General features: G+C 65.5%; 10 protein-coding genes. 5 read left to right on the plus strand and 5 right to left on the minus strand.

Annotation, left to right across the window (positions count from 1 at the left end; genetic code table 11):
• Window positions 1-107: 107 nt before the first annotated feature.
• The 3 genes from trpS to ACQI5H_RS03205 all read left to right on the plus strand — a co-directional run bounded on the left by trpS (window position 108) and on the right by ACQI5H_RS03205 (window position 3,635).
• On the plus strand, window positions 108-1,118 hold the full coding sequence (gene trpS, locus ACQI5H_RS03195; protein WP_427077947.1) for a tryptophan--tRNA ligase: 1,011 nt from the start codon (window positions 108-110) through the stop codon (window positions 1,116-1,118).
• Window positions 1,119-1,205: 87 nt separating this feature from the next.
• A complete protein-coding gene (yhjD, locus tag ACQI5H_RS03200; RefSeq protein WP_427077948.1) occupies window positions 1,206-2,234 on the plus strand; it encodes an inner membrane protein YhjD in 1,029 nt (342 codons plus the stop codon).
• A gap of 168 nt (window positions 2,235-2,402) precedes the next feature.
• Window positions 2,403-3,635 carry an EAL domain-containing protein gene (locus ACQI5H_RS03205; protein ID WP_427078005.1) on the plus strand — a complete coding sequence of 411 codons (1,233 nt, stop codon included), beginning with the start codon at window positions 2,403-2,405 and terminating at the stop codon, window positions 3,633-3,635.
• On the opposite strand, the gene nagA is transcribed toward ACQI5H_RS03205, so the two are convergent.
• Complete coding sequence (gene nagA, locus ACQI5H_RS03210) at window positions 3,632-4,756, minus strand: N-acetylglucosamine-6-phosphate deacetylase (RefSeq protein ID WP_427077949.1); 1,125 nt, start codon at window positions 4,754-4,756, stop codon at window positions 3,632-3,634. The genes ACQI5H_RS03205 and nagA overlap by 4 nt on opposite strands.
• Entirely contained in the window at window positions 4,753-6,135 is a 1,383-nt protein-coding gene (locus tag ACQI5H_RS03215) for a sugar porter family MFS transporter (RefSeq protein ID WP_427077950.1), read from the minus strand. The genes nagA and ACQI5H_RS03215 overlap by 4 nt, the downstream gene beginning before the upstream one ends.
• 144 nt (window positions 6,136-6,279) lie before the next feature.
• Here ACQI5H_RS03215 and ACQI5H_RS03220 point away from each other — a divergent pair, with 144 nt between their 5' ends.
• A complete protein-coding gene (locus ACQI5H_RS03220) occupies window positions 6,280-7,602 on the plus strand; it encodes an MFS transporter (protein WP_427077951.1) in 1,323 nt (440 codons plus the stop codon).
• Window positions 7,603-7,634: 32 nt separating this feature from the next.
• On the opposite strand, the gene ACQI5H_RS03225 is transcribed toward ACQI5H_RS03220, so the two are convergent.
• From ACQI5H_RS03225 to ACQI5H_RS03235, 3 genes are all read right to left on the minus strand, one after another.
• Window positions 7,635-10,538: an RND family transporter gene (locus tag ACQI5H_RS03225; protein ID WP_427077952.1), complete on the minus strand. Its 2,904-nt coding sequence runs from the start codon at window positions 10,536-10,538 to the stop codon at window positions 7,635-7,637.
• Entirely contained in the window at window positions 10,535-10,972 is a 438-nt protein-coding gene (locus ACQI5H_RS03230) for an MmpS family transport accessory protein (protein ID WP_427077953.1), read from the minus strand. The genes ACQI5H_RS03225 and ACQI5H_RS03230 overlap by 4 nt, the downstream gene beginning before the upstream one ends.
• 123 nt (window positions 10,973-11,095) lie before the next feature.
• The gene (locus tag ACQI5H_RS03235; RefSeq protein ID WP_427077954.1) at window positions 11,096-12,358 is read right to left on the minus strand and encodes a D-alanyl-D-alanine carboxypeptidase family protein; all 1,263 of its coding nucleotides are present in this window, start codon (window positions 12,356-12,358) and stop codon (window positions 11,096-11,098) included.
• A 193-nt stretch (window positions 12,359-12,551) separates the two neighbouring features.
• Between ACQI5H_RS03235 and ACQI5H_RS03240 the strand changes: the two genes are divergently transcribed.
• A complete protein-coding gene (locus ACQI5H_RS03240; protein WP_427078006.1) occupies window positions 12,552-12,788 on the plus strand; it encodes a hypothetical protein in 237 nt (78 codons plus the stop codon).
• Window positions 12,789-12,846: the final 58 nt, after the last annotated feature.

Genomic DNA, 12,846 nt, shown 5'->3' on the forward strand with positions numbered 1-12,846 from the left:
CCGACACTAAATGCGGTACCGCCGGTACCGCAAGGCGGGCTGATCGCGAGCGCGCGGCTGGCCGCACACTCGGCGCGGCGGCGGCGCGTGAAAAGATCGGGGGCATCATGAGCACCGCTACCGGACCCAGCCGCATCTTTTCGGGCGTGCAGCCCACGTCCGATTCGCTTCACCTCGGTAACGCTTTGGGCGCCGTCACCCAATGGGTCGCGCTGCAGGACGACCACGACTCGTTCTTCTGCGTGGTCGACCTGCACGCCATCACGGTCCCGCAGGATCCCGAGGCATTGCGACGCCGAACCCTGGTGACCGCCGCGCAGTACCTCGCGCTGGGCATCGATCCGGCGCGCAGCACCGTTTTCGTGCAGAGCCAGGTGCCCGCCCACGCGCAGTTGGCATGGGTGCTGGGCTGCTTCACCGGCTTCGGGCAGGCGTCGCGCATGACGCAGTTCAAGGACAAGTCACTGCGCCAGGGCAGCGACTCCACCACCGTCGGCTTGTTCACCTACCCCGTCCTGCAGGCTGCCGACGTGCTGGCGTACGACACCGATCTGGTGCCCGTCGGCGAGGACCAGCGCCAACACCTCGAGTTGGCGCGCGATGTCGCGCAACGGTTCAACGCCCGCTTCCCGGATACCTTCGTGGTTCCCGACGTGCTCATCCCCAAGGTCACCGCGAAGATCTACGACCTGGGCGACCCGACGTCGAAGATGAGCAAGTCGGCGGCCACCGACGCCGGGTTGATCAACCTGCTCGACGATCCGGCGTTGTCCGCCAAGAAGATTCGCTCGGCCGTGACCGACAGCGAGCGCGAGATCCGTTACGACACCGAGGCGAAGGCGGGCGTGTCGAACCTGCTGACCATCCAATCGGCGGTCACGGGTGTCGACATCGACAAGCTTGTCGAGGGCTACGCCGGACGCGGTTACGGCGATCTGAAGAAGGACACGGCCGATGCCGTGGTCGAGTTCGTCAGGCCGATCAAGAACCGGGTCGACGAATTGATGGCCGATCGCACCGAATTGGAGGCCGTGCTGGCCGCCGGCGCGCAGCGCGCCCAGGATGTGGCCGGGAAAACCGTACAGCGGGTTTACGATCGGCTGGGGTTCCTTCCCTGACGGAGTCCGGAGTCCGCAACAGAGTCCGCAACGGAGTCCGCAACAGAGTCCGCAACGGAGTCCGCAACAGAAGCAGCAGGATTCACCATGACCGAGTCGGCCGAACCGGGATTCCTGGATCGGCTGCGGGCCCGGTTCGGATGGCTCGACCACGTGATGCGCGCCTATGGCCGCTTCGACGACCGCAACGGCAGCTTCTTCGCGGCGGGCTTGAGCTACTACACGATCTTCGCGTTATTTCCCTTGCTGATGGTGGGTTTCGCGATCGTCGGATTCACCCTGTCCCGTCGCCCCCAGCTGCTGGACACAATTCAGAACCATATCCACGCCTCGGTGCCCGGCTCGCTGGGGCAGCAGCTGGTCCAGTTGATGAATTCGGCGATCGACGCGCGGGCGTCCGTCGGTGTGATCGGTTTGGCGACCGCGGCCTGGGCCGGCCTGGGCTGGATGTCACACCTGCGGCAGGCGCTGACCGAGATGTGGTGGGACCAACGCATCGACTCGCCGGGTTTCGTGCGCAACAAGTTGTCCGATCTGCTGGCGATGCTGGCCACGTTCTTGGTGCTGATGGCCACCGTCGCGTTGAGCACGCTCACCCACGCCGCGCCGATGTCGGCCGTGTTGAGGTGGCTTGGGATACCGCAGTATTCGGTGTTCGACCTGATCTTCAGGATCGTTTCGCTAGTGGTGTCCTGGCTGGTTTCCTGGCTGCTGTTCACCTGGATGATCGCCCGGCTGCCGCGTGAAAAAGTGAGCCTGGTCGCCTCGATGCGGGGCGGGTTGATGGCGGCGATCGGCTTCGAACTGTTCAAACAGGTGGGATCGATCTACCTGCAGACCGTGTTGCGCAGCCCGGCGGGCGCCGTGTTCGGTCCGGTGTTGGGCCTGATGGTGTTCGCCTACATCACCGGCTTTCTCGTCCTGTTCGCCGCCGCATGGGCCGCCACCGCGTCCACCGATCCGCGCGCCAAGCCCGTCGAGCCGCCGGCGCCCGCGATCATCGCCCCGCGGGTACAGCTGCGCGAGGGGCCCAGCGCGGGTCAGACCCTGGCCGCGATCGCCGCGGGAGCCGTTGGCGCGCTGGCCTTTTCCCGCCTGACCCGCCGCGGGCGATAGCCCCGCATCGGCCGCCAATTGCACGATCGGCGGTGCCGCTCGCGGATCCCGCTCCTCAAATTTCGCCCGTGTTCGGGCCCACGGTGAGTATCGTAACCTCGCGAACTGCACACACCGCTGGGATCGGGGGTGAATGTGGAGAGGCTGGCTCAGGCACTGGCCGCGTCGATGGATCCAGTGTCTTTGATGAGGCGCGTTGCCGAGCAGGCTTGCGCGTTTATGCAGAAAGCCGACGGGGCCGCCGTCACGCTACTCCGTGCCTCCGATAACACGTACGTGACCGTTTCCGGACACGGCGCGCTAGCGACGACTCCGGGTTTCGTGGTGCCCAAACAGGGCAGTATTCAGGGGCTCGCGGCGCGGGAGAAACACCCCAAGCTGATAAACGATGCCTGCGCAGACCGACGATTGTCGCCACGCGTCCGTGCGATGAACAAGCAGTGGGGGACCCGGTCGTGGGCGGCGATTCCCCTGATGTACAACGACGACCCCATCGGTTCACTGCTGCTGGCCGCGAGGGCCCCCAGTGCGTTCACTGACGCAGATGCCGACGCGCTGCTCGCCATCAGTGCGTTCGTTTCCGCCGCGATCGGCGCCCAGTCACAGCTGTCAACGCTGCTCACCCAGGTGATGAGCGAGAGCGACGATCGCGGGCAACGTGCGCTCACCGAGCGGTTCATTGCCTCGGTGATGTTGCCCGAAGCGGCGGAGACCGAGGGGCTGCAAAAGCGACTGGACGCACTGTTGGCACGGCCGAACGCTTTCAGCGCGGTCTTCCAGCCCATCGTCCATCTGGCAAGCGGCACGACGGCCGCCTACGAAGGGTTGATACGTTTTCCCGCATCGTCAGAGCTGACCCCGACCCAAGGGTTCAGCGCCGCGCGGCGCCTGGGCCGGGGCATCGAATTAGAACACGCCGCGCTATGCACCGTCCTGAGTGCTGCTCGCCGCATCCCCGGCGATTGTCCGGTCGCAGCCAACCTGAGCCCGAGCGCCGTGCTGGAGCCGGCGATTCAAGACGTGCTGGCGGCCCACGACCGGGCGTTGGTCGTGGAAATCACCGAGCACGAACCGTTTCCCGATGACCTCGGCCCGGGTCTGAAGCCTCTTCGTGATCGCGGCATACGCGTGGCCGTCGACGATGCCGGCGCCGGATATGCCAGCTTCGCCCAACTGCTGCGGCTACGCCCGGACATCATCAAGATCGACGGGGCGTTGATTGCCGGCATCGACGACGATCCCGCCAAACGTGCGTTGGCGACCGCACTGAGTTCGCTGGCATCCGAGCTGGACGCGAAATTGGTGGCCGAAGCTGTCGAGACACCCGGCCAGCTCCAGACGCTGATTCGTCTCGGTGTCGAATATGGCCAAGGCCTTCACCTGGGGCGACCTCAACCCTAGATGTGACACCAGTCGCCACGGACCATGACGGCGGTCACTTCCAAAGTGCCGTTCAGCACAACAAGATTGGCGTCGCAGCCCTCGCGCAGGCTGCCCAACCGTTGCAGGCCCAGCGCCCGCGCCGGCGTCGTCGCCGTCGCCCGCACCGCGGCGGCCAATCCCACGTCGGCGGCCACGGTGCGGAAGAGCCGATCCATCGTCGCGGTGCTGCCGGCGATCGTCGAGGTTCCGCGCACCCGCGCCACGCCGGACTCCACGTCGATCGCCACCGAGCCGAGCCGAAACGGCCCGTCGTCGCAGCCGGCCGCGGCGATGGCGTCGGTGATCACGGCGACCCGGTCGGGTCCGGCCGCCCCGAGCACCGCGCGCATTACTGCCGGGTGGACGTGCACGCCGTCGGCGATGAGCTCCACGGTGACCCGCGGGTCCTGCAGCAGCGCGAGGGCCGGGCCGGGCTCGCGGTGGTGCAGCGCCGGCATCGCGTTGAACAGATGCGTGCCGACCGTGGCGCCCAGGGCGAGCGCGCGGTTGGTCTGCTCGTAGGTTGCATCCGTATGACCCACGGCGACAACCACATCCGCTTCCAGGAAGCGCCGGATCGCGTCGTCGCTGCCGGCCCGCTCGGGCGCCAGCGTGACCATCCGGATCGTTCCCCCGCCGGCGGCGAGCACAGCGTCGATCTCGGCGGGGTCGGGATCGCGCATCTGGGTAGGGTCGTGCGCTCCGCAACGAGCCGCGCTAAGCCACGGCCCCTCCAGGTGGATGCCCGCGACGACGCCCCGCCGCGTCGCGTCGGCCAGTGCCCGCACGCCGGCGAGCAGCTCCGCGGGGGAGGCGGTGACCAGGCTGGCCAGCGTCGTGGTCGTGCCGTGAGCCAGGTGAAACGCGGCGGCCTTGGCGATTTCCCCCGCCTGCAAGTACGAAGCCCCACCGCCGCCGTGCACGTGCATGTCGATAAAGCCCGGCACCACAACGCAATCGGGAAAATCGCGGTCCGCGGGCCCCCGCGACCGATCCGGCGGTGCGCCGGCCCCACAGGCGACGATCTGCGCGCCGGAGGTCTCGATCCATCCCGGCCGGCACACCTCACCGTCGAGTACGACGGTGCCCGCGCTGATCATGGGCCCGTATTTTCCCAACGGCCGCCGTTTTCCCAGAAGTGGCTTATCTCCTCGAGTTGGCGTCCCTTGGTCTCGGGAGCCGACCGGTGTACGAAGCCGAAGGCGGCCACCGCGAGGGCCGCGAACACCGCGAAAGTCCCCGCACCGCCGAGGGAATGCAGCATCGTCAGAAAAACGGCCGCAACGATCGCGTTGGCCACCAGGTTGGAGGTGAGCATCGCGCTCGAACCGATGGACCGTAGCCGGGACGGGAAACTCTCGCTCGCGTAGACCCAGCCCAGCGAGCCGAAACCCAGGGTGTAGCCGATGATGAACAACAGCACGCCGGCGAACCCGAAAAACAGTCCGGCGCCGCCCAGATGGCCCTGGGCGAACACGGCGATCAGGATGACGTCGGCGGCGATCATCATCGCGATGCCGGACAACAGGATTGGGCGGCGGCCCACCCGGTCGACGAGAACCAGCGCGGTGCACACGGCCGCCAAGCCTGCGACCTGAACCAGGGCGGGCAGGGCCAGCAGCGCAAAATTGCCCGTGAAGCCCATGGCTTCGAATATTCGGGGGCTGTAGTAGATGATCGCGTTGATGCCGGTGATCTGGATCAGGAAGCCGAGCGTGACCACGAAGGTGGTGGCCCGCAGATAGGGCCTGCGAAACATCTCCAGCAGCATTTCGCGCAGCCCGCCGCCGCTCTCTTCCCTTATGGCAGTGGCGATCTCGGCGAGTTCGTCGTCGGCTTGTGCGGTGGCCTCCACGCCCAGCAGGGCCCGCCGGGCGTCGTCGGCCCGGCCCTTCAGCAGATACCACCGAGCGGTATCGGGCAGCCGGGCCAGCAGGGGCAGCAGGAGCACCGCGGGCACGGCGGCCAGGCCCAGCATCCACCGCCAGCTGTGGGTCCCGGCCAACAGATAGCCGGTCAGGTAGCCGATGATCAGGGCGCTGACGATCGCCAGTTGATAGGCGGTCAGCAGTGAGCCACGCACGGCCGCCGGAGCCGATTCCGCGATGTATACCGGGACGACGACCACCATCACGCCGATGGTCAGGCCGAGCACAAATCGTGCGGCCAACAGCATCGGTAGCGAGACGGAGAGCGCACCGAGAAGCGCGAATACCGCGTAGCCGGCGGCGATCAGGACCATCGATTTCTTGCGCCCGATCGCGTTGGCGAGTACGCCGCCACCGAGCGCCCCGGCGATCTGGCCGATCACCACCATCGTCGTCAGCAGTTCTTGTTGCCGGGTCGTGAGTCCGAAGTCCTCGGTGATGAACAGCTGGGCGCCGGCGATGATTGACAGGTCGTAGCCGTAGATGATGCCGAGGCTGGCCGCGGTGAGCCCAACCCGCAGGCCCCGCCGCGATGGGCGGGCTTGAGTCATTTCGGTGAGTCTAATGTTGCGGACGAGTGCTCATCGAAGGCGCACCCCGACCGCGTGTCCCCCGATCGGGGGACCGCAAATTCCACCCGCGCTGCCCGATCGGTGGATACTTTAGGCTGCTCAGCGCCCATAAATTCTTCAGGCATGCCCGCATTCCCGGCGCCCACCGCCCCGGCACAGCCGCGCGTGTTCGGTCGCCTGCTTTCTCAGGGGACCTTCTACAACGCCGGCATGCAACTCAGCAACGGCACCGTGGTGCTGCCGTTCATCTGCGCACACCAGGGTCTCAGCTGGGTGGCCGCGTTGCTCTTTCCGGCCTTCAGCCTCGGCGATATCGTCGGGAACTCGGTGTCTCCGGTGGTGCTGCAGCGGGTGGGTCTGATGCGGCACCGGCTGCTGGCGGTGTTGGTGGCGAGCGTGGCCGCACTGATCTTGTGCGACGCGTTCGTTCCTTGGAACGGCGGTCTCGCCGCGCCGGTGTTTCTGTTGACTTGCGCGGCAGCCGGAGTTCTCCTCGGAATCACCGGCGTCGCGTACCCCGACCTGATCTCCAGCAAGCTATCCGCGGCGGGGCGTGGCGAGCTGTTGCTGTTCCAGAGTGCCATCGGGTCGGTGCTGGCCACCCTGGTCACGTTGTTCGTCGTTCCGGTACTGGCGCACGGCGACGAGATGACGTATCGCCGCGATCTGCTGTGGCTGGGCGCAGCCGGACTGGTCGTCTCCGCCGTCGCGGCGCTGTCCGTCGGTCCGGTGCGGTCCGCCTCGAACACCACCCGGACGTCCGCGCGGGAGACCTACCGGCAGGGCTTCGCGGTCGCCCGCTCCCAGCCATGGTTCCGCCGGTATGTAACCGCGTGCCTGTTGTTCGCCCCGGTCACCCTTGGCACCACGTTCTATGCGCTGCGGACCGCCCACCAAAACGGCAGCTTGCATGTGTTGGTGATCCTGTCGAGCATCGGATTGGTTTTCGGGTCGCCGCTGTGGCGCAAGGTTTTCCAGCTCTTCGGAGTGCGCGGGATGATGCTGGGCAGTGCCCTGCTCAGCATCACCGCCGCCACGCTGACCGTGGTTGCCGAGTCGTCCGGCCAGTGGTTCCACATCTGGGCGTACGGCACGGTGTTCCTGCTGGCGACGGTGGCCGGGCAGGCTGTCTTCGCCGCGGCGATTTCGTGGCTCAGCGCGGTGGCTGACGAGTCGCACCGCGCGACACTGATCGCGTTCAGCTCGACGCTGGTTGCTATCGAGGCCATGGCGCTCGCATTTGTGCTCGGCAGCATCGCGCAGAACCACACCGCGATCTGGCCGGACGTGGTGGTACTGCTCCTGGCCGTCGCCGCCGCCATTGCGGCGCTGGGAGCACCGAAGTCGGAGACCCGACCGGCACCCGCGGATCGCGAGCGCACGGTGGCGTTCGCGCCCCGGTCCTTCGCGAAGGTCGCGCCGGCGGTGAGCCTTCAGGCCGCCTAGGTCAGGGCCTAGGTCAGGGGCCAGGTCAGGAGCTAGGTCAGGGGCCGTTCCGGCGACTTGTCGGCGGGCGTCTGCAACAGTGCGCGTACCAGACGACGGGTCGCGTACGGCCGAAGCATCTGGCTGGCCGGGCGCGGGCGTACCCGTTGCGGCCACCAGAACCAGCGTCCGAGTAATGCGGCGATGGACGGCGTCATGAACGAGCGCACGATGAGGGTGTCGAAGAGCAAGCCCAATCCGATGGTGGTGCCGATCTGGCCGATGATCCGCAAGTCGCTGAAGATAAAGAGCGACATGGTGACGGCAAATACCATCCCGGCGGCCGTGACCACCCCGCCGGTGCCGGCCATCGCGCGGATGATCCCGGTGTTCAAACCCGAATTGACTTCCTCCTTGAGCCGGGAGATCAGCAACAGGTTGTAATCCGAACCCACCGCCAAGAGCAGGATCACCGACATCGCCATTACCAGCCAATACAAATCGACGTGGAGGAGGTCCTGCCAGACGAGCACGGACAGGCCGAAGGATGAGCCCAGGGAGAGCAGCACGGTCCCGACGATGACGGCGGCGGCAATCACGCTTCGGGTGACGATCATCATGATGATCAGAATGAGGCTGATCGCGGCCACTCCGGCGATCAGCAGATCGTAGGTGGCGCCCTCTTGGATGTCGCGGAACATCGCGGCGGTGCCGCCGAGAGATATCGCGGCGCCCTGCAGTGGAGTTCCCTTGATGGCCTCCTTCGCCGCCTGTTGGATCGGCTCGACACGGCCGATGCCCGCAGGCGACTCCGGATCTCCCTCGAGGGCAATGACGAAGCGGGCCGCCTTGCCGTCGGGTGACAAGAACATCTTGAGGCCGCGCTTGAAATCCGGATTGTCAATGGCCGACTGGGGCAGATAGAACGAATCGTCGACCTGGGCGGCGTCAAAGACCCGGCCCATGGCGCCGGGGTCTTTGGTATTCATCTCTTGCTGCTTGTAGAACGACAAGAGCGTGCCGTGCCAGACGACCATCATGTCTCGCATGATCGTCATCGTCGACAGCATGGGCAGCATCTGCGCACGCATCTCCGGCAAAAGCTTGACGAGGATATCCAGGTCCTTGGCGAGGAATGCCAGCTTCTCGCTCAGCTGGTCCACATTATCGAATGTGTCGAATACTGCTCGGATCGCCCAGCAGGCGGGGATATCGAAACAATGTTTCTCCCAGTAGAAATAGCTACCGATCGGGCGAAGGAAATCCGAGAGATCCGCAAGGTGATCCCTGATTGTGTCCGTGATATTCGACATGTCGTGGGTCAGGCTGTCCATGTCGGCCGTATTGTCGATGATCTTGCCCATGATGTCGTACATGCGATGCATGGTTTCGATCGACACATCCATCGCCTGTACCTGCACCAGCATGTCGTCCAACCGGTCCTTCATGAACCCCATGTTTTCGGCGTTCGGGACGCCTTGCATGCTGATGAGGAATGGAATCGACGTGTGCTTGATGGACGTTCCCAGCGGCCTGGTTATCGATTTCACCTGTGCGATTCCGGGGCTGTGAAATATCGTCTTGGCCACCTTGTCCAACACCAGCATGTCAACCGACGTGCGCATGTCGTGATTGCTCTCGAGCAACAGCACCTCGGGGTTGAGCCGGGCCAGCGAAAAGTGGCGGGCCGCCGCCCGATCCCCGATATTGGACGGCATACCCGCCGGCATGTATTTGCCCAGCGCGTAAGTAGTCCGATAAGTCGGCAATGCCAGCAGGCCAATTGACGCAACCAGGCACGTCGCGAAGAGCACCGGGCCCGGCCAACGAACAATCGCAGTGCCCACTCGGCGCCAGCGCCGGGTGTTGAGTCTTCGCTTGGGGTCGAACAGCTCGAAGAAGCTGGCGACGGTCAGCACGGCCGGGCCGAGGGTGATCGCGGCAAGCACGGCAACCAGCATGCCGATGGCACAGGGAGCACCGAGCGAGTGGAAGTACGGAAGTCGCGCAAAGCTGAGGCAAAGCATGGCGCCGGCGATGGTCAAACCTGAGCCCAAAATCACGTGAACGGTGCCGTGAATCATGGTGAAAAAGGCGGTTTTTCGATCCTCCCCCGCATAGCGGGCCTCGTGGTAACGGCCGAGCATGAAGATCGCATAGTCGGTGCTGGCGGCAATGGCCAAGAGGGTGAGCAGGTTGACCGCGAAGGTCGACAGACCAAACACGTTGTGGGCAGCCAGAAATGCCACGGTCCCGCGAATTGCCCCGAGCTCGATCCCGACCATGGCCAGGACGAGGGCCATGGTGACCACGGACCGGTAGATGAACAGCAACATCACCGCGATCACCACACCGGTAATCAGGGTGACCCTGCCGATACTTTTGTCCCCGGCCACCGATTGATCAGCGATCTGGGCTGTCGGACCGGTGACGTAGGCCCTGATCCCCGGCGGCGCCGGCGTGCTGTCCACGATGTGCCGCACGGCGAAAACCGAGTTGTACGCCTCCGTCTCGCTTTTGCCGGCGAGATAGACGACGACGTACGCGGCCTTGTCATCGGCGCTTTGCGATCCCGTGGCGGTGAGCGGATCATTCCAGAAGTCCTGGATGTGCGCGACGTGGCGGGTGTCGGCTGAAAGCCTGTGCAGCAGTTCGTTATAGAACCGGTGAGCGGCATCGGCGAGTGGTTTGTCGCCTTCCAGCACCACGGTGACCGCGTTCTCGGAATCAAACTCGCCGAACACCTTGCCGATTCGTTTTATCGCCTGAATCGAGGCGCCGCCCTTGGGACTCATGGATACCGAGTGCGCTTTTCCGACCGCTTCCAGTTGCGGGACGGCGATATTGAGAATGGCGGTGAGCACCACCCACAACAGGACGATTGGGGCCGCAAACCGGCGGATCATCCGCGGGAAGAGCGGCGGGCTGGAATCCGGGTCGGCGTCCGTTTCGCTCATCCGCCGGCCACTTCGCAATAGGTCAGGGCCTTCGGTCCGGTCACAGACCTTTCGTCCTTGATCGCACCATTCACGGTGATCCGGCAGCCGAGCACGTCGCCGCTGCTCTGTGCCTCAAGGTTGACGGTGATCGCGGTCAGCGTCGTCGTCACCGTTTGGGACCAAGGGAGGGGCACATTTTCCAGTTGTTGCACCCTGGCATCGGGGTCCAAATAGGCGATTCTTGCGGACGTGGCAGGTCCGAAGATTTCATAGGTCACCCGTTTTGGGTTGTACGGCGGGATATCACGATCGGCCTTAACTCGCACAACGGGGTGTCCGTGAACGCCAAACATCCCGTGCAGACGATAGATGCCGAACCCCGCGACGCTGGCCACCGCGAGGACGGCCAGCAATAACCACATTCGTTTGACGAACCTGGTAACCCGAATCATCTTTTCCCTCGTGTTGTGCCACCGGGTCGCAATATCGCGTGTCGCGTCATTGCTGCGTCGTCGCATTAGCGACGGAAACGCTACCGCGAATGGGCCGCAGCATCCTTGCGTTTCAGCGAATTGTTATGTGCGGCTAGTGCTGCGGTTCATCGAGCGCGCGACCATGATCAACGCGAACACGATGATGGCGCCGATGACGGCCACGCCCACCCGCACCGGCAGCGCGTCGGCCGACGGCAGGATCCCGCCGGCCTGGGCGTCGTTGCCCTGCCGGTCGGCCGCCGCATCCGGCTTGGTGGCCATCAGCGAGCGGTCGGGTTCGATCAGGTTGCCGACTTGGGTGCCCGTCGGGGTGCTGAACCCGTAGTCCAGCAGGTGCGCGGCCTGCTCCCACGGGGCGATCGGCTGCCGCGTCCCGTGCAGCAGCACCGCCATCAGCCGTCGCCCGTCGTGGTTGGCCGCGCCGACGAAGGTCTGCCCGGCGTCGTCGGTGTAGCCGGTCTTGCCGCCCAACGCGCCCGGGTATTTGAACAGCAGCTGGTTGTCGTTCTCCAGCTCATAGCCGGGATGGTCGCCGTGGCCGGGGAAGTCGAAAGTCCGGGTGGCCACGATGTCGGCGAAGGTGGGGTTCTGCCAGGCATGCCGGTAGAACAGCCCGATGTCGTAGGCCGACGTGCTCATGCCGGGCCCGTCCAGTCCCGACGGCGTCACCACCCGGGTGTCCTGGCCGCCGAGCTTGGCTGCCAGCACGTTGATCTTCTCCAGCGCCTGCTGCATCCCGCCCAGCTGCATGGACAGCGCGTGCGCGGCGTCGTTGCCGGAGTGCATCAGCAGCCCGTGCAATAACTGGTTGACCGTGTAGGTACCGCCGTCGTCCACGCCGACTTTGGTGCCTTCGGCGGCCGCGTCGTCCGGCGTGCCGACGACGGACTTGTTGAGCGGCAGCGCATTCAGGGACGCCATCGCCACCAGCACCTTGATGATGCTGGCCGGGCGGTGACGGCCGTGCGGGTCCTTGGCGGCGACGACCGCGCCGCTGTCCAGATCCGCGACCAGCCAGGCGTCGGCGGAGACGTCGTTCGGCAGCGGCGGGGTGCCGGGCGCGGCGACGATGCCGCAGCCGCCGAGCGCCTCGCCGCCGACCGGCTTGGGGGGCACCGCGAGCGGGATCGGCGCGTCGCCGGCTTGTGGGACCTCCGACGAATCCACGGCGGGCGGCGTGGATACCTGGTACGGGCAGTTGGGGGGACCGGCGTTGGGCCCGGGGCTGGGCTCGGCGTTTGCAAACGCCGGCAGAGCAACCGGCACAGCGATCGGCGCGCCGGCCATAGCAGCGGTCATGAAAACAGCCGCTGCCAGGCATGACGCGGAACGTAACAGGCTCATTGCTTCAGCAGACTAGGCGATCGGATGGTCAATTCCCGGGAGCCGCGCTGTGACTGATGGGGCAGATGTTACAAACCCGCTCGTGCGAGCGCGGACGGCGCGGAAGCACTACGCTGACACCATTCAAAACAACCGATTTTGGTCTCGAATGTCGAAGTTCCGGCGCGACGGTGACGATTCGGCGCCGCGATCGCTGGAACATTTGCTCAAGCAGGTCGAGAAGGGGACGCAGGTTCGCAGCTCCGGACTCGACGGTGTGTTAGACGACCTGAAGCAGCATCGCGACAGCACCACCAACGCCGACCTGCGTTCGGCGCTCGCCTGGCTCTGCAACGCGCAATCGCGGATGGCGAGCAGCCCGTCGCCGGCGCATTCCAGGGATGTGTTGCTGGCGGCGTACGAGGTCAAACGAGTCCTCGCCGTCGGCTAAGTCGTTGCCGGGTCTGGCCGTTCCCCCGATCGGGGGACATGCAATTCGTCCGGCCGTA

This window comes from Mycobacterium heidelbergense, assembly GCF_050205645.1.
In the GTDB taxonomy this organism is placed as follows: domain Bacteria; phylum Actinomycetota; class Actinomycetes; order Mycobacteriales; family Mycobacteriaceae; genus Mycobacterium; species Mycobacterium heidelbergense_A.